Here is a 17,347-nt window from a genome sequence, read left to right as displayed (position 1 = left end):
ATGGGCTATGAGGGCCTGGACTTCGACGAGATCGCCGGCGGTGTGAGCCCCGCCTTCGTCGAGACGATGTACCGCCGCTACAAGGCGGATCCGACCGGCGTCGAGCCGCAGTGGCAGCAGTTCTTCGATGGCCTCGAGGATGCGGCCTCGGGCCCCAGCTGGGCGAACCCGCGCTGGCCGCTCGCCGAGACGGATGCCCTCACCGCCGGGCTCGATCCCACCCAGATGGAGCCCGCGCCCAAGCCCGCCAAGGGCGGCGCTGCCCCTGCCAAGCCGGCCGGCCCGGCCGCGTCGGAAGCAGACATCGCCCGCGCTGCCGGCGATTCGATCCGCGCGATGCTGCTGATCCGCACCTACCGGGTGCGTGGCCACCTCGCCGCTTCGCTCGATCCGCTCGGCCTGGCCCGCCAGGACCTGCCTGCCGACCTGACGCCGGAATATCATGGCTTCACCGGCGCCGATCTCGATCGCCCGATCTATCTCGGCGGCACGCTCGGCCTGGAAAAGGCGACCGTGCGCGAGATCGTCGCGATCCTGCAGGCCAATTACTGCGGCAATGTCGGCCTTGAGTACATGCACATCGCCGATGTCGAGGAGCGCCGCTTCCTCCAGGATCGGATGGAGGGCAAGGACAAGGCCATCCAGTTCACCGCCGACGGCAAGAAGGCGATCCTCTCCAAGGTCATCGAGGCCGAGGAGTGGGAGAAGTTCTGCGGCAAGAAATATGTCGGCACCAAGCGCTTCGGCCTCGACGGCGGCGAAGCGATGATCCCGGCGATGGAAGCCATCATCAAGTATGGCGGCCAGCTCGGCGTGCGCGAGATCGTGTACGGCATGGCGCATCGCGGCCGGCTGAACATGCTCACCAACGTGATGTCGAAGCCGTATCGCGCGATCTTCCACGAATTCTCGGGCGGCTCGTCCAATCCGGACGACGTCGGCGGCTCGGGCGACGTGAAGTATCACCTCGGCACCAGCACCGACCGCGAGTTCGACGGCATCAGCGTCCATATGTCGCTGGTCGCCAACCCGTCGCACCTTGAAGCGGCCGATCCGGTCGTGCTCGGCAAGACCCGCGCGATCCAGACGATCGCCAACGACCTGGAAGCGCATACCGGTTCGCTGCCCGTGCTGCTGCACGGCGACGCCGCGTTCGCCGGCCAGGGCATCGTCTGGGAGTGCCTCGGCTTCTCGGGCATCCGCGGCTACAACACCGGCGGCTGCCTCCACTTCATCATCAACAACCAGATCGGCTTCACGACGAGCCCGCAGTTCGCGCGCTCCTCGCCCTATCCGTCGGACGTCGCAAAGGGCGTCCAGGCGCCGATCTTCCACGTCAATGGCGACGATCCCGAAGCGGTCACCTTCGCCTGCAAGATGGCGATCGAGTTCCGCCAGACCTTCAAGCGCGATGTCGTGATCGACATGTGGTGCTATCGGCGCTTCGGCCATAACGAAGGCGACGAGCCCTCGTTCACCCAGCCGCTGATGTACAAGGCGATCCGCCAGCATCCGTCGGTCAGCGTCGTCTATTCGAAGAAGCTGATCGCCGAAGGCACGATCGACCAAGGCTTCGTCGACGAGAAGGTGAAGCAGTTCAACCTGCTGCTCGAAGGCGAGTTCGAAGCGGGCAAGTCGTACCTCCCCAACAAGGCGGACTGGTTCGGCGGCCGCTGGTCGGGCCTGTCGGTTCCGGGCGATGCCGAGACGGCACGCCGCTCGGTCGAGACCGGCATCGAGAAGAAACTGTTCGACAGCCTCGGCCGCACGCTGACCGAAGTCCCCTCGGACCTCGAGATCCACAAGACGCTGGGCCGCGTGCTCGATGCGAAGCGTGCGATGTTCTCGTCGGGCGAGAATTTCGACTGGGCGACCGGCGAAGCGCTGGCCTTCGGCTCGCTGCTCTCGGAAGGCTATGGCGTCCGTCTCTCGGGCCAGGACGTCGGCCGCGGCACCTTCTCGCAGCGCCACGCGGTTTGGGTCGATCAGAAGGATGAGCATCGCTACATCCCGCTCTCGACCATCCCGCACGGCACCTTCGAAGTGCTCGATTCGCCGCTCTCGGAATATGGCGTGCTCGGCTTCGAATACGGCTATGCGCTTGCCGATCCGAAGACGCTGGTACTGTGGGAAGCGCAGTTCGGCGACTTCGCCAATGGCGCGCAGATCATGATCGACCAGTTCATCGCCGCGGGCGAGGCCAAGTGGCTCCGCGCCAACGGCCTGGTGATGCTGCTGCCGCACGGCTATGAAGGCCAGGGCCCCGAGCACAGCTCGGCGCGTCCGGAGCGCTATCTGCAGCTCTGCGCGGAAGACAATATGCAGGTCGTCAACATCACGACGCCGGCAAACTACTTCCACCTGCTGCGCCGCCAGATGCACCGCACCTTCCGCAAGCCGCTGGTGCAGATGACCCCGAAGTCGCTGCTCCGCCACAAGCTGGCGGTGTCGAAGGCCGAGGACTTCCTGGGCGACAGCCACTTCATGCGCATCCTCAGCGATCCGTCGGCTCCGGCGGATACCGAGGTGAAGCGCCTGGTGCTGTGCACCGGCAAGGTCGCCTATGACCTGATCGAGGCACGTGACGCCGCCGGTGACAAGAACACCGCGATCGTCCGCATCGAGCAGCTCTATCCCTTCCCGGGCGAGGCCCTGGCCAAGCGCATCGCGCGCATGACCAACCTCGAGGAAGTGATCTGGGCGCAGGAAGAGCCGAAGAACAACGGCTACTGGTTCTTCGTCGAGCCCTTCATCGAGGCCAGCCTGGCCGAGGCGAAGTGCAAGGTGCAGCGTCCGCGCTATGCCGGCCGCGCGCCGGCCGCTGCGGTCGCCACCGGCCTGATGAAGCGCCACCAGGCCGAACAGGGCGCGCTGATCGCAGACGCGCTTGGTCACAATGTCCGCGAAGAAATTCGCCGGACCCGCAACAACTGAGATCCCCAGGGAACGAGGAAAGACAATGGCAGACGTTAAAGTCCCGGTGCTGGGTGAATCGATCACCGAAGCCACGCTTGGTGAATGGCTGAAGAACCCGGGTGACCCCGTCGCGCTCGACGAGCCGATCGCGAGCCTCGAGACCGACAAGGTCTCGGTCGAAGTCGGCAGCCCGGTTGCCGGCGTGATGGGCGATCAGCTCGTCAAGATCGGCGACACGGTCGAGGTCGGCGCGGTGATCGCCGTGGTGACCGAGGGCGGCGCCGCCGCCGCTGCTCCGGCGCCCGCCGCGGCCCCGGCTGCCGCGCCGGCTCCGGCCGCTGCGCCTGCTCCGGCAAGCTCGGAAGCCGCTGCGCTGTCGCCGTCGGTGCGCCGCGCGGTGCTCGAGACCGGCGTCGATCCGTCGACCGTGCAGGGCACCGGCAAGGACGGCCGCCTGACCAAGGACGACGTGCTGACCGCGGCGAGCAACAAGCCCGCCCCGGCCGCCGCGCCGGCACCCGCCGCTGCTCCGGCAGCTTCGGCGAGCGGCCGCAAGGAAGAGCGCGTCAAGATGACGCGTCTCCGCCAGACCGTCGCCAAGCGCCTCAAGGAAGCGCAGAACACCGCCGCGATGCTCACCACGTTCAACGACGTGGACATGACCGCGGTGATCGAGGCGCGCGCCAAGTACAAGGATTTGTTCGAGAAGAAGCACGGCGTTCGCCTCGGCTTCATGGGCTTCTTCGTGAAGGCCGCCTGCATGGCGCTCAAGGACATCCCGGGCGTCAACGGCTCGATCGAGGGCGATGAGATCGTCTATCACGACTATTGCGACATCTCGGTCGCCGTATCGGCCCCGCAGGGCCTGGTCGTCCCCGTGATCCGCGATGCCGAGACCCTGTCGGTCGCCGGCATCGAGAAGACGATCGGCGACTTCGGCAAGCGCGCCAAGGACGGTACGCTCAAGATGGAAGAGATGAAGGGCGGCACCTTCACCATCTCGAACGGCGGCGTGTTCGGCTCGCTGATGTCGACCCCGATCATCAACCCGCCGCAGTCGGCCGTGCTCGGCCTGCACCGCATCGAGGACCGCCCGGTGGTCCGCGACGGCCAGGTCGTCGTCCGCCCGATGATGTACCTCGCGCTCAGCTACGACCACCGCCTGGTCGACGGCCGCGAGGCGGTGACCTTCCTCGTCGCGCTCAAGAACGCGATCGAGGATCCGACCCGTCTGCTGATCGACCTGTAAGAACTGAAACGCATCCCTATCTTCCGTTCGTGCTGAGCTTGTCGAAGCACCGCTCTTCTCGAACGGAAGACAGGCAGCCCTTCGACAAGCTCAGGGCGAACGGAGTGAAAAATGGCTGAGTACGATTTCGACGTCCTGGTGATCGGTTCGGGCCCCGGCGGCTATGTCGCGGCGATCCGCGCGGCGCAGCTGGGCCTGCGCACCGGTTGTGTCGAGGGTCGCGAGACGCTGGGCGGCACCTGCCTCAACGTCGGCTGCATCCCGTCCAAGGCGCTGCTCAACGCGTCGGAGAAGTTCGACGAGGCCGTCAACGGCACCCTCGCCAAGCACGGCATCAAGCTGACCGGCGTCGAGCTCGACCTGGTCGGCATGATGGCCGACAAGGACAAGGCCGTGAAGGGCCTGACCGGCGGCGTCGAGTTCCTGTTCAAGAAGAACAAGGTCGAGTGGGTGAAGGGCTATGGCACCTTCGTCGACGCGCACACCGTCCAGGTCGGCGACCGCACCGTCACCGCCAAGAACATCGTCATCGCCACCGGCTCCTCGGTCACCCCGCTGCCCGGCGTCGAGATCGACCAGAAGGTCGTCGTCGATTCGACCGGCGCGATCGCGCTCGACAAGGTCCCCGGCCACATGGTCGTCATCGGCGGCGGCGTGATCGGCCTCGAGCTCGGCTCGGTCTGGCAGCGCCTCGGCGCCAAGGTGACCGTGGTCGAGTTCCTCGACCAGCTGCTCCCGGGCATGGACGGCGACGTCCGCAAGGAAGCCGCCAAGATCTTCAAGAAGCAGGGCATGGAGATCAAGCTCTCCACCAAGGTGACCGGCGTCACCGTCAATGGCGGCAAGGCCACCGTGACGGTCGAGCCCGCCGCCGGCGGCGCCGCCGAGACGCTGGAAGCCGATGCCGTGCTGGTGTCGATCGGCCGCCGTCCGAACACCGAGGGCCTTGGCCTCGACAAGATCGGCCTCGAAGTGAACAAGCGCGGCCAGGTCGAGACCGACCACAGCTTCCGCACCAAGGTCGACGGCGTCTGGGCGATCGGTGACGTGATCCCGGGCCCGATGCTCGCGCACAAGGCCGAGGACGAAGGCATCGCGGTCGCCGAGAACATCGCCGGCCTCACCGGCATCGTGAACCACGACGTGATCCCCTCGGTGGTCTATACCCACCCCGAGATCGCCGGCGTCGGCCTGACCGAGGAGCAGGCCAAGGAGCGCGGCGAGGTCAAGGTCGGCAAGTTCCCGATGGCCGGCAACAGCCGCGCCAAGGCGATCGACGACACGGTCGGCTGGGTGAAGGTGATCGCCGACGCCAAGACCGATCGCGTGCTCGGCACCTGGATCATCACCTCGGTCGCCGGCACGATGATCGCGCAGGTCGCCCAGGCGATGGAGTTCGGCGCGACGTCGGAAGACATCGCCTATACCTGCCATGCGCACCCGACGCACAGCGAGGCGATCAAGGAAGCCGCCATGGCCGTGCTGGGCAAGCCGATCCACGTCTGACGGGAAGCGTCATCCCGGTGCAAGCAGGGATGATGGACAGAAAAAGCCCCTCCCCACCCGGGAGGGGCTTTTTTCTTGTCTCAGTGCACCGCCCAGGGCCCGCTCAGCTTCGGCCGCACGCGCAGCAGCGCAAAGGCGAGCACCGCGCTGGCGATCGGCGCCAGCCACAATGCCGTCCAGCCCCAGCGACCATGGCTCGCCGCGCCCATCACCGCGCCGGCGACGAAGCCGAGCCACAGGAACAGATAGCGCGTCCACGCCCAGCGATCGGGATCGCCCATCAGCGCGCCCGCGAGCCCCTGCCCCAGCTTGACCAGCGATCCGGTCATATAGGTCACGCCCACCGTCACTTCGCCCTCGCGGTGGAGGATGCCGTTCTCGCAGCCCATCGCCATCGCCAGGAAGATCAGCACGAGCGGCCCCGGCATCAGGCTGGCGAGCGTCGCGGCGATCACCAGCAGCAGCGTCACCAGCGCCATGATGCTCTCGCGGAAGCGCGCCTGGCGCCAGCGCGTCACCACCGCGGCGAGGATCACGCCGCTAATGAAGCTCATCACCAATGCCCCCGCCACCGCCGCGACGCCGGGCATGTCATTGCCCAGGCCCACCGCCATGCGGGTGGTGTTCCCGCTCATGAACGAGGCGAAGAAACCGCCCAGGCTGGTAAAGGCCAGCGCATCGACGAAGCCGGCAAGCGCGGCGAGGCAGATGGCGATGACGACGAGCGGGGACTCTGTACGCTGCATGGCAGCCCTCATGCCCCAGCCGCGCATTTGACAGCAAGCCGTTCCCAGCATGAAACATTGGTCATGGAAGCCGTAGACGCCGCCGCCCGGATCGGGCCTATCCTCCCCTGGCTCGATATGCTCGGCATCGCCGTGTTCGCCGCCACCGGCGCGCTGGCCGCCGCGCACCGCGCCCAGACCTTCGTCACCGCAGCCTTCTTCGCGCTGGTCACCGGCGTCGGCGGCGGCACGATCCGCGACCTCCTGATCGGCGCCCCCGTCTTCTGGGTGCATGACGCCACCGTCGCCTCGCTGATCCTCGCGGTCGCGGTGCTGATCTGGATCACCCCGCAGCGCTGGTGGAACGATACCACCTTCGCCTGGCTCGATGCCTTCGGCCTGGCCGCCTATGCCGCGTTCGGCGCCGCCAAGGCGCTGGGCTATGGCATCCCGCCGGTGCCCGCCGCGGTGATGGGCGTGGTCACCGCCTGCGTCGGCGGCATCATCCGCGACGTGCTCGCCGGCGAGCCCTCGATCCTGATGCGCCCCGAGCTCTATGTCACCGCCGCCGCGCTCACCGGCGTGCTCCAGGTGGTGCTGACCCTGGCCGGCCTGCCGGTCTTCGTCGCCGGGCTGCTCGCGGCGAGTGCCGGCTTCGGGCTGCGGGCGGCGGCGATCATCTGGAAGCTCGGCCTGCCGGCCTATCGGGGAAGGCGCTGATGCTGCTTTCCCTGCTCCTCCTCGCCCACGGCCCGCTCGCCCCGCTCGATTACTGGCTGGGCAAATGCTGGCGCACGACCGAGCGCGGCCGCCGCGAGTTCACCCGCGCGGAATGAGCTAGATCGTCGCTTCCGGACTCTCGTGCGCGACACAGCCGGTCATGCCCCGCTTCCTTTCCTGGAAATCGGTGCGGAACTCCTGCTCCAGCGCTTCGATCTCCGCGCGCACCCGCCGATATTCCTCGACCGCGCGCGCCAGGTCCGGCGGGTGGAAAGCGCCCGTGGCCAGCTCCTTGCCGGTCGCGTCGGTCACGCTGAACGCCCAGTTCTGGGTCCGGTAGAGCGCCTGCAGGATCGGCCCCTTCGACAGGCCACCGCTCAAGCCGAACATCTTGCCATCCTTCCCGGTCGAGCGCCGCACCTCGCGCGCGCTGAACAGGCGCTGGCTCCCGACCGGGACGCCGTCACCCCGGAAACTGACCTGCACCGGCCCGACGACCCGGGTGTGCCAGGCATAGTTGATATGCACGTAATCGGGGCCGTCGCGCAGCACTTCCGCTTCGCTGCGCCCCTTGCGCCCGTTGTCGGGCTCGTCGGCGGGAGGGCCCTCCGGACGCGGATCGATCATCCAATAGGTGCCATGCGGTTCGTGATCATAGGATTGGATGAGATAGGGGTTGATCGTCCCGGACCCCTCGAAATCGCGCAGTATGGTGACGGTTTCCCCCTCGACTTCGAACCGGCTCCAGCAACGCCAGCCCCATTCGGGCGCCCATAACCCCGAAGATGCGAGCTCGGACTGGCGCAGGCGCCGCGCGTCGGAAGAACAGCCGCCAAGGGCGAAGACGGCGGCCACCAGCGCCAAATCGCGGATCGGATTCGCCACCCTGCATCTCCCCCATGCCAGCATCCCCAGCCAGGCTAGTTCGCCGCAACCATCCTGTCTATTTCGGCGTCTCGCGCCCGGCAGCAAAAGGTCGCGCGGGTCCCGTAAGATCCGTGCAATTGCCTGCCCCCTCCACACCCCGCATACTCCGCGCATGGAAGAGTCGAGTCGCGGCCAGCAATTGCTGTCCACGGGCGAGGCCGCCCGGCGAGACGGAGACACCGAAGCGGCACGCGCCGCCTTTTCGGAAGCGCTGCTCCTGTTCCGCCGGGAAGGCGACTTGTCGGGCGAGGCGCTGGCGCTCACCCGCCAGTCGCAGATCGCCCGCGACACCGGCGACCTCGACTGGGCGCTGCACGACCAGGCCGAAGCCATCGCGCTCTATCGCCGCGCGGGAGACGGGCTGGGCCTGGCCAGGGCGCTGCGCCATGCCGGCGACATGTTCCTCGAGCAACAGGCGCTGCCCCGGGCCACCGCCTATCTGCACGAGGCGCTGGACATCTACCGCGCCGATATCGACACGCCGCCGCTCGCCATGGCCAACATGATCCGCAGCGTCGCGCTGCTGGCCACCGCGCTCGGCGAGACCGAGGCGGCACGGGACTATTGGACGGACGCCCGCGAGCGCTATGCCGCGCTCGGCCCGCTCTTCCCGGACGGCAATGCCGGCGTGCGCGAAGCGGAGCAGAGGCTGGCGGCTTTGGGGTAGGCTGGGGCAACCCTCGGTTGAGAGCCCAAGCAAGCCTTTTTGCCAGTACCCGTCATCCCCGCGAAGGCGGGGATCCATTCTGGCTGGCTGCTGTGAGTCTCATCAGCTTCAGCGCCAATGGATCCCCGCCTTCGCGGGGATGACGATGAAGAATGTTCGTCCTCAGGACTTGCGGCGCCCGCACTTGCTATCTCCCCACGGAGACAGGATTGCAGCACCGCCAAACGCCCTTCCCCTAAACCTCCATCAGCCACGCGATCGCGCTCTCGCGATCGTCGAATATGCCCAGGTCCGGCCGCACCTCGCGCAGCCGCTGCGCCTGCAGCCGGGCGAGCGCGGTGCTCACCACGAACGCGATCTTGCGCGCCCACAGCTTGCGCACCTCGGGATTGTCGAGCGTGTGCTTGATCAGCTCCACCGTCTCCTGCGGCACGACATGCACGCCGCTGCCGTCATAGAGCGTCACATGCTGCCCGACATGGGGGCCGAGCGTGCGGATCGCCGCGCGCAGCTCCTCGCCGATCCAGGCGGCATCCTCGGGGCTGATCAGCCCGCCGATGCGCAGGTCGATCAGCTTGCGGTCAACATCCACATGGATGCTGTGGGAAACGGAGTGGGGCATCTGGGACCGGACCACGCGTTTACTGGGAGACCGCGCCGATAGCGGTCAGCCCCCCGCATGCTCAATCCCGGACAATCCCCATATCGGCGAATTTGCGTGGTTCCACAGGGGGTACGCGCGGTTCGTTCAGTTCGCACTGCCAGAAACCGATATCGATCCACTGGCCATGCTTGAAGCCGACTTCGCGATAGACGCCCTGGCGACGGAAGCCCACCGCCTCGTGCAGCCGGATCGAGCGGTCATTGGGCAGCGCGATCGTGCCGATGGCATGGACGAAGCCCTGCGCGCGCAGCGTGTCGACCAGCGCCTCGTAGAGCAGCCGCCCCACCCCCGATCCGCTCGACGCGTCGGTCAGGTAGATCGAAGTCTCGCAGACATAGCGATAGGCCGGCCGGTCGCGGAACTTGCTGGCATAGGCATAGCCGATCACCCCGGCATCCTCGCCGTCGCCGGTGGTGGCGACAAGCCACGGATAGAGTCCGTCGCTCGATGCCATGCGCTTGCGGATCTCCGCCTTTTCGGGCGGCTCGATCTCGAAGCTGGCGGTGCCGGTGAGCACGTGCGGCGCATAGATCGCCGCGATGGCGCCGGCATCCTCCGGCGTGGCTGCGCGGATGCCGATCACAGGGCGAGCCGCGCGGCGATGGCGTCGAACAGCCGGGCATCGTCCAGGCTGCCGGTGGCGGGGCCGAAGCCGCCGCACTCCAGGCAGCGTGCCTGCACCGATCCGCCGCGGGCGAGCCGGCGCGCATCGCCGATCGCCTGGATCAGCAACCCGCGCTGGGCGATCGCGGTGCGGGCGAACATGTCCGCCCCCGCCGGCTGGTCGGCCCAGTCGCCTTCCTGGTCATTGTCGCCCAGGAAGCCCTCGATCATCTTCGCCCAGCCCGACGGCTCCTTCTCGAGATAGACCGCATGGACCTTGGCCGGATCGAGCTTGGCGAGGCGCGCCGCCTCGGCGATCGCGTCGTTGATCCCGCCGAACCGGTCGACCAGCCCGAGCTGGTGCGCGGTGCCGCCGATCCAGACGCGGCCCTGCGCGATCTCGTTGACCCGCTCGGGGCTCAGCTTGCGGGCACCGGCCACCAGCCCGATGAAGCGCGCATAGCCCGCCTCGATCGCCGACTGGAGCAGCTTGTCGGTCTCTTCATTGGTGCCGCCATACAGGTCGGGCTGGCCGCTGAGCGGGGTGGTCCGCACCCCGTCCACGCCGACGCCGATCTTGGCGAGCGTCTTCTCGAAGGTCGGGATCACGCCGAAGATGCCGATCGATCCGGTGATCGTGTTCGGTTCGGCGAAGATCGTCTTGCCCGCGGTCGATACCCAATAGCCGCCGCTGGCGGCCAGGCTGCCCATCGAGACGACAACCGGCAGGCCCTGCCCCTTGGCCTGCTCGATGGCCTGGCGGATCTGCTCGGAAGCGAGCGCCGAGCCGCCGGGCGAATCGACGCGGACCACCAGCGCCTTGAGCTTCTTGCTCGCAAGGCCCTTGAGCAGCGCCGCGCTGATCGTGTCGCCCGCCGCCTTGCCGGGGCCGGCCTTGCCGTCGACGATCTCGCCGGCGACGGTCAGCACGCCGATCGCGTCGCCGCCGGTCGGCAGCGGATGCGCGGCGACGAAGTCGGCCAGCTTGATCCGGTTGAAATTGCCCGCCGGCTTGCCGCTGGCGACGCCGGCGATCTCGGCGACGCGCTTGCCGAAGGCCAGCCGGTCGCCCAGCTTGTCGACGATGCCGAGCGCGAGGTTCGACTTGGCGATGTCGCCCTTGGCACCCGCCACCACTTCGGCCGGCTTGGCGATATAGTCGGCCAGCTTGGCCTTGGGCCGCGCCTTGGCGACTTCCGCCTGCCACTGCGCCCAGATCGGCTGGTAGATCGCGAGCTCGGCTTCCTTGGCCTCGGGCGACATGTCGTCGCGCATGTACGGCTCGACCGCCGACTTGAACTTGCCGACGCGGTAGATGTGCGCGTTGACCCCCAGCTTGTCGAGCAGGCTCTTGTAGAACAGGCGGGTGCCGCCCGGGCCGGTGAACATCGCGCCGCCCAGCGGGTTGACCCAGATCTCGCTGGCATTGGCGGCCAGCGCATAGCTGTCGTCGGTATAGGCGGTCGCATAGGCGAGCACCGGCTTGCCGCTCTTGCGGACTTCGCCCACCGCGGCGGCGACTTCGCTGATCGCGGCGGGGTAGCCGCCCATGAAGCGGTCGAGGTCGAGCACCACCGCCTTCACATGATCGTCGGTCTTCGCCGCGTCGAGCGCGCGGACCACGTCGCGCAGCCGCTGCTGCTTGGCGACATCGCCGCCGCCGAGCTTGGCGAAGGGATCGGCTTCCTCGGGCTGCTCGACCAGCGCGCCGTCGAGCGAGACGAGCAGCGCGCCGTCGCGGATCGCCGCGGCGTTGGGCTTGGCGGAGAGCGCCGCGAACAGCACCGTGAAGAACAGGAGCATGAAGACCAGGACCAGAAAGTCCTTGATCCCCACCAGGATCTTCCAGGCGCCTTTGACAAGCTTCACTTCGCCGCTCTCCCATGGAAATGCCGGTTCGGGCTACTAGATATGCGCTGTGGAGTAAACGCCCGTATTAGCGGACCAACACGCCCGTTCGGGGACTCCGAAAAAACGCACTTAACGCCCGTTGACGCCGGGCAGGGGCGCACTCATATGCCGCTCCGTTGGCAGTCGGCGAGTCCGAGTGCCAGAACCATAAACCATTGCATAGAGGATCACTCGCAATGAACTTCCGTCCGTTGCACGACCGCGTGCTCGTCCGCCGCGTCGAAGCCGAGGCGAAGACCGCCGGCGGCATCATCATTCCGGACACCGCTCAGGAAAAGCCGCAGGAAGGCGAAGTCGTCGCCGTCGGTTCGGGCACCAAGAACGACAAGGGCGAGGTCACCCCGCTCGACGTCAAGGCCGGCGACCGCATCCTGTTCGGCAAGTGGTCGGGCACCGAGGTGAAGGTCAACGGTGAAGACCTCCTCATCATGAAGGAAAGCGACATCCTCGGGATCGTCGGCTGAGACTTCGAATCCCTCGCCCTAGGCGGCGAGTTCCCATTTTTCGAAAGTGAAAGGGCAGTCAAATGGCAGCCAAGGACGTAAAGTTTTCGCGCGACGCACGTGAGCGCATCCTGCGCGGCGTGGACATCCTCGCCGATGCGGTGAAGGTGACCCTGGGCCCGAAGGGCCGCAACGTCGTGATCGAGAAGAGCTTCGGCGCACCGCGCATCACCAAGGACGGCGTCAGCGTCGCCAAGGAAATCGAGCTCAAGGACAAGTTCGAGAACATGGGCGCCCAGATGGTGCGCGAAGTGGCCTCGAAGACCAACGACATCGCCGGTGACGGCACCACCACCGCGACCGTTCTCGCCCAGGCGATCGTGCGCGAGGGCATGAAGTCGGTTGCGGCCGGCATGAACCCGATGGACCTGAAGCGCGGCATCGATCTCGCCGTCACCAAGGTCGTCGAGGACATCAAGTCGCGCTCGAAGCCGGTTGCCGGCACCAATGAAGTCGCCCAGGTCGGCATCATCTCGGCGAACGGCGACACCGAAGTCGGCCAGAAGATCGCGGAAGCGATGGAGAAGGTCGGCAAGGAAGGCGTGATCACCGTCGAAGAGGCGAAGGGTCTCGAGTTCGAGCTCGACGTCGTCGAGGGCATGCAGTTCGACCGCGGCTACCTGTCGCCCTACTTCATCACCAACCCCGAGAAGATGGCCGTCGAGCTCGCCGATCCGTACATCCTGATCCACGAGAAGAAGCTGTCGAACCTCCAGTCGATGCTGCCGATCCTCGAGGCGGTGGTGCAGACCGGCCGTCCGCTGCTTATCATCGCAGAGGACATCGAGGGTGAGGCCCTGGCCACGCTCGTCGTCAACAAGCTGCGCGGCGGCCTGAAGGTCGCAGCGGTCAAGGCGCCGGGCTTCGGCGATCGCCGCAAGGCGATGCTCGAGGACATCGCCGTCCTCACCAAGGGCGAAGTCGTCTCGGAAGACCTCGGCATCAAGCTCGAGAGCGTCACCCTGGGCATGCTCGGCACCGCCAAGCGCGTCACCATCGACAAGGACAACACCACCATCGTCGATGGCGCCGGTGAAGCCGATGCGATCAAGGGCCGCACCGAGGCGATCCGCCAGCAGATCGAAGTCACCACCAGCGACTATGACCGTGAGAAGCTCCAGGAGCGTCTCGCCAAGCTCGCCGGCGGCGTGGCCGTGATCAAGGTCGGCGGTGCGACCGAGGTCGAGGTGAAGGAGCGCAAGGACCGCGTCGACGACGCGCTGCACGCGACCCGCGCAGCCGTTGAAGAAGGCATCGTCCCCGGCGGCGGCACGGCGCTGCTCTATGCCACCAAGGCGCTCGACGGCGTCACCGGTGCCAATGAGGACCAGACCCGCGGCGTCGACATCGTGCGTCGTTCGCTCTCGGCCCTGGTGCGCCAGATCGCGCAGAATGCCGGCCATGACGGCGCGGTCGTCTCGGGCAAGCTGCTCGACCAGACCGACACCTCGTTCGGCTTCAACGCGTCGACCGACACCTATGAGAACCTGGTTGCGGCCGGCGTGATCGACCCGACCAAGGTCGTCCGTACCGCGCTCCAGAACGCGGCTTCGGTCGCCGGCCTGCTCATCACCACCGAAGCGGCGGTGAGCGAGCTGCCGGAAGACAAGCCCGCCATGCCCGCCATGGGCGGCGGCATGGGTGGCATGGGCGGCATGGACTTCTAAGTCCTTCGCTCTGCGCACAAAAATGGAAGGGCCGGGGAGCGATCCTCGGCCCTTTTCATGCCCGCCGACCCGGTGCGGGCGACGTTTCGATACTTTGCCGTAACATTTCTGATTTGCGGCAAACTGAACCGATACCTGCTTGACCCTCTTCCGAGGATCAGGGAGGTAGGCGGCCATAGACCATTGGGGGTGGTTACGTGATTAATTGGATTGCCGGGCGTGCGCGTTGCATCGGAGGCCGGCACGAACGTTCCGAGAAGCATGCACAACGCATCGGCGGGGACGACAAATATGTCAGCAAGTGCCGCTATTGCGGGGTCCACATGACCCGCCGCGCCAAGCGCGACTGGATCGTCACACCCAAGGCCGCGCGCTGATCGCCGTCATCGCGGCGTTTTAGGTCCACAAAACACTTTCCCGCGTTCCGAAACCGCGACAGACTGGCGCCTCTTGCAACGGCGCCGGCCTACAGGCGCGATTTCAGGGACTGGAAATGACCGACCTTACCCGCCGCGAAGCGCTGGCTGCCGCCGCCTTTGCCAGCGCCACCGCCGCCCTGCCCGCCTGGGCCCGCCAGGCCGCTGCGCCGGCCGGCGCCGAATGGGACCTGACCGAGCTCTATCCGAACGAAGCCGCCTGGGAAGCCGCCCGCAAGCAGGCGCTCGCCGCCGTGCCGGGGATCACCAGGTACAAGGGCCGCCTTGGCGAGAGCGCCGATGTGCTGGCCGAGGCGCTGAGCCTCCAGTCCGATCTCGGCCGGACGATCGCTCGCATCTACACCTATGCCAGCCTGAAAGGCGACGAGGATGTCCGCATCTCCGCCAACCAGGAAAAGCTCGCCCAGGCCCGCGATCTTTATACCGCGTTCGGCGAGGCCAGTTCCTGGGTCGCACCCGAGCTGCTGACGCTGGGCAAGCCGAAGATCGACAGCTTCCTTGCCGCCAGCCAGGTGCTGCGCACCCGCTTCGGCTTCGCGCTCGCCGATGCGCTACGCCAGGCCGCGCACACGCTTTCGGCCGAGAGCGAGGCGATCCTCGCCAGCGCAGGCTCGCCGCTCGACGCTGTCAGCGACATCGCCGGCCAGCTGCGCTCCTCTGACATTCCCTGGCCAACCATCACCCTGTCGACCGGCAAGCAGGTCCGCCTCGATTCTCAGGGCTATTCGCTCAACCGCGACGCCCCCAACCGCGAGGACCGCAAGGCGGTGTTCAAGGCATTCTGGACCGAGCACGGCAAGTTCCAGAACTCGTTCGGCGCCACCTATGGCGGCCAGGTCCGCTCGGACATCTTCTACGCCAAGGCGCGGAAATACCCGACTTCGCTCGCCCATGCGCTGGCCGGCAACAATATCCCCGAGGCGGTGTACCGCACGCTGGTGGCTGAGGCGAACAAGGGGCTGCCCCAGCTCCACCGCTATTTCGAGCTGCGCCGCAAGATGCTCAAGCTGCCGGATATCGGCTATTACGACATCTATCCGCCGCTCGTCTCGATGGACCGCAGCTACACGCTCGACCAGATGCGGACGACGACGCTGGAAGCGGTGAAGCCGCTCGGCACCGACTATCAGGCGCGCATCGCCAAGGCGACAGCCGCCAAGTGGATGGATCCCTGGCCGCGCCCCGGCAAGCGCCCGGGCGCATATATGAATCCCGGCGCGTTCGACGTGCACCCCTATCTGCTGCTCAATCTGAGCGACAAATATGACGGGATGAGCACCTATGCCCATGAATGGGGCCATGCGCTGCACTCGCTGCTCGCCAACTCCACCCAAGTCTATGACAAGGCGGACTATCCGATCTTCCTCGCCGAGATCGCCTCGACACTGAACGAGCAGTTGCTCGTCGCCCACCTGCTCAAGGGCGCGAAGACCAAGGAGGAGAAGCTCTTCTACCTCGGCCAGCAGATGGAGAATTATCGCGGCACCTTCTTCCGCCAGACCATGTTCGCCGAGTTCGAGCTCAAGGCGCACGACATGGCGGAAGCGGGCGAGGGCCTGTCAGGCGAGAAGTTCACCAAGGTCTATGGCGAGCTGCTGCGCACCTATCACGGCCCGAAGATGATCCTCGAGCCCGAATATGCGAACGAGTGGGCCTATATCCCGCACTTCTACAACAGCTTCTATGTCTACCAATATGCCACCTGCATCTCGGCGGCGACGTTCTTCGCCCAGTCGATCCTGAAGGGCGGCACCAAGGAGCGCGACAATTATCTTTCGGTGCTCAAGGCAGGCGGATCGGACTATCCGACCGAAATCCTGAAGCGCGCCGGCCTGGATATGGCGAGCCCGGCCCCGTACCAGGCGCTCGTCGCCGACTTCAAGAATGTACTCGACCAGGCGGAAGCGCTGATCGGCTAAGCCTGTTTCCGCCGCGTCGGCGCATGGAAATCGGGCGGCTTGTCCGCGATCCATGCGACGAAGCGGCGGATATCCTCGCGCTCAAGCAGCGCGTCGAGCGTAGGATACGGCATTGCTCGCGCTGGCGTGGATTGTCCGGTGGCAGATGGGATGGAGCGGCACCGTCTCGCGACCGCCTTCGCTTTTCGGCAGCACATGATGCCATTCGATCCGCCGGCCAAACGGGCGGGCACAAAGCGCGCAGGCTTCGGGCGGCGCAGCACGCGTGGCGGTTTCCAGCGCCGCCGCGACCTGCTTGCGCCGGACCCGCCCGCTCATCCCGCCAGCTGGCGCAGCAGCCAGGCATTGACCACGAGGTCGATCACCAGGTGCACGCGGGCCGTGTCGCCCGCATTCGTGACGCTGTGCGGATCGGCGAGGCGGAGATACCAAGCCTCTCCCGGGGCCATCGCCACACGCTCGCCATTCAGGCGGAAGTCTACATCCGCATTGGTCACGATCGGCACATGGATCCGCGCGAAGCCGTCGGCGACGTCGAGGTCGAGATCCTCATGCTCCTTGATCACCGATCCCGCCGCCAACCGCATCAGCCGCGCGGAACGGATCGGGCAGGCAAAGGCGTCGATCACCGCCGACACCCCCGGCATGCGCGCGCGCCACACCGTATCGACGAATTCGGTGACGCCCGGCGCGGCATAGATCAGCTGGATCGGATGGGAGACGCCCGCCTGCGCGCGCAACGGCAGCGCACTCCATTCCCCATCATAATTCTGCTTCACGAAATGCTCGGTCCAGTCGCCCCGCTCGAGAGCCTCCACATCGGCGACGAGCGGCGCGGGATCGAAGGCAAGCGGCAAGCGCACCCGATCGGGCCAAGCGGATTGTGTGGGTGCCGTTGCCATATTAGCCTGACTGCTCCTTTCCAGAGACCCT

At 66.7% G+C, this 17,347-nt stretch carries 15 protein-coding genes and 1 pseudogene; 9 read left to right on the top strand and 7 right to left on the bottom strand.

Features of this window, described 5'->3' with window-relative positions; genetic code table 11:
- From O3305_RS17860 to lpdA, 3 genes are all read left to right on the top strand, one after another.
- The gene (locus O3305_RS17860) at positions 1–2,934 is read left to right on the top strand and encodes a 2-oxoglutarate dehydrogenase E1 component (RefSeq protein WP_269576553.1); all 2,934 of its coding nucleotides are present in this window, start codon (positions 1–3) and stop codon (positions 2,932–2,934) included.
- Positions 2,935–2,959: 25 nt separating this feature from the next.
- Positions 2,960–4,165 (top strand): 2-oxoglutarate dehydrogenase complex dihydrolipoyllysine-residue succinyltransferase, encoded by a 1,206-nt coding sequence (gene odhB / locus O3305_RS17855; RefSeq protein WP_269573733.1) that lies wholly within the window; start codon positions 2,960–2,962, stop codon positions 4,163–4,165.
- A 111-nt stretch (positions 4,166–4,276) separates the two neighbouring features.
- Positions 4,277–5,671 (top strand): dihydrolipoyl dehydrogenase, encoded by a 1,395-nt coding sequence (gene lpdA, locus O3305_RS17850; RefSeq protein ID WP_269573732.1) that lies wholly within the window; start codon positions 4,277–4,279, stop codon positions 5,669–5,671.
- A gap of 80 nt (positions 5,672–5,751) precedes the next feature.
- Here lpdA and O3305_RS17845 read toward each other — a convergent pair whose 3' ends face one another.
- On the bottom strand, positions 5,752–6,417 hold the full coding sequence (locus O3305_RS17845; protein ID WP_269573731.1) for a YoaK family protein: 666 nt from the start codon (positions 6,415–6,417) through the stop codon (positions 5,752–5,754).
- 63 nt (positions 6,418–6,480) lie between these two features.
- Here O3305_RS17845 and O3305_RS17840 point away from each other — a divergent pair, with 63 nt between their 5' ends.
- On the top strand, positions 6,481–7,116 hold the full coding sequence (locus tag O3305_RS17840) for a trimeric intracellular cation channel family protein (RefSeq protein WP_269573730.1): 636 nt from the start codon (positions 6,481–6,483) through the stop codon (positions 7,114–7,116).
- A gap of 117 nt (positions 7,117–7,233) precedes the next feature.
- Here the strand turns inward: O3305_RS17840 and O3305_RS17835 are convergent, their stop codons facing one another.
- On the bottom strand, positions 7,234–8,001 hold the full coding sequence (locus O3305_RS17835) for a hypothetical protein (RefSeq protein ID WP_269573729.1): 768 nt from the start codon (positions 7,999–8,001) through the stop codon (positions 7,234–7,236).
- A 154-nt stretch (positions 8,002–8,155) separates the two neighbouring features.
- On the opposite strand from O3305_RS17835, the gene O3305_RS17830 reads away from it, so the two are divergent.
- Positions 8,156–8,710: a tetratricopeptide repeat protein gene (locus tag O3305_RS17830; RefSeq protein WP_269573728.1), complete on the top strand. Its 555-nt coding sequence runs from the start codon at positions 8,156–8,158 to the stop codon at positions 8,708–8,710.
- Between the two features lie 235 nt (positions 8,711–8,945).
- On the opposite strand, the gene O3305_RS17825 is transcribed toward O3305_RS17830, so the two are convergent.
- The 3 genes from O3305_RS17825 to sppA all read right to left on the bottom strand — a co-directional run bounded on the left by O3305_RS17825 (position 8,946) and on the right by sppA (position 11,846).
- A complete protein-coding gene (locus O3305_RS17825) occupies positions 8,946–9,302 on the bottom strand; it encodes a hypothetical protein (protein ID WP_184161975.1) in 357 nt (118 codons plus the stop codon).
- 91 nt (positions 9,303–9,393) lie between these two features.
- Positions 9,394–9,957: a GNAT family N-acetyltransferase gene (locus tag O3305_RS17820; protein ID WP_184161979.1), complete on the bottom strand. Its 564-nt coding sequence runs from the start codon at positions 9,955–9,957 to the stop codon at positions 9,394–9,396.
- The gene (gene sppA, locus O3305_RS17815) at positions 9,954–11,846 is read right to left on the bottom strand and encodes a signal peptide peptidase SppA (protein WP_269573727.1); all 1,893 of its coding nucleotides are present in this window, start codon (positions 11,844–11,846) and stop codon (positions 9,954–9,956) included. The genes O3305_RS17820 and sppA overlap by 4 nt, the downstream gene beginning before the upstream one ends.
- A gap of 218 nt (positions 11,847–12,064) precedes the next feature.
- Between sppA and groES the strand changes: the two genes are divergently transcribed.
- The 4 genes from groES (at position 12,065) to pepF (ending at position 16,414) form a co-directional block, all read left to right on the top strand.
- On the top strand, positions 12,065–12,352 hold the full coding sequence (gene groES / locus O3305_RS17810; protein WP_184161985.1) for a co-chaperone GroES: 288 nt from the start codon (positions 12,065–12,067) through the stop codon (positions 12,350–12,352).
- A gap of 62 nt (positions 12,353–12,414) precedes the next feature.
- Positions 12,415–14,058, top strand: a complete 1,644-nt coding sequence (gene groL, locus O3305_RS17805) for a chaperonin GroEL (protein ID WP_269573726.1) — start codon at positions 12,415–12,417, stop codon at positions 14,056–14,058.
- 197 nt (positions 14,059–14,255) lie between these two features.
- Positions 14,256–14,435: a hypothetical protein gene (locus tag O3305_RS17800; RefSeq protein ID WP_269573725.1), complete on the top strand. Its 180-nt coding sequence runs from the start codon at positions 14,256–14,258 to the stop codon at positions 14,433–14,435.
- Positions 14,436–14,551: 116 nt separating this feature from the next.
- The gene (gene pepF / locus O3305_RS17795; RefSeq protein ID WP_269573724.1) at positions 14,552–16,414 is read left to right on the top strand and encodes an oligoendopeptidase F; all 1,863 of its coding nucleotides are present in this window, start codon (positions 14,552–14,554) and stop codon (positions 16,412–16,414) included.
- Here the strand turns inward: pepF and O3305_RS17790 are convergent.
- A pseudogene (locus tag O3305_RS17790) lies at positions 16,411–16,732 on the bottom strand (HNH endonuclease signature motif containing protein). The gene pepF and the pseudogene O3305_RS17790 sit on opposite strands and share 4 nt — an antisense overlap.
- Positions 16,729–17,271: an aspartyl/asparaginyl beta-hydroxylase domain-containing protein gene (locus tag O3305_RS17785; protein ID WP_269573723.1), complete on the bottom strand. Its 543-nt coding sequence runs from the start codon at positions 17,269–17,271 to the stop codon at positions 16,729–16,731. Before O3305_RS17785 ends, O3305_RS17790 begins: the two are co-directional and overlap by 4 nt.
- Between the last annotated feature and the right edge of the window lie 76 nt (positions 17,272–17,347).

The organism is Sphingomonas sp. NIBR02145, from assembly GCF_027359115.1.
Classification (GTDB): Bacteria; Pseudomonadota; Alphaproteobacteria; order Sphingomonadales; family Sphingomonadaceae; genus Sphingomonas; species Sphingomonas kyeonggiensis_A.
This window is presented reverse-complemented; position numbering and strand designations above follow the sequence as displayed.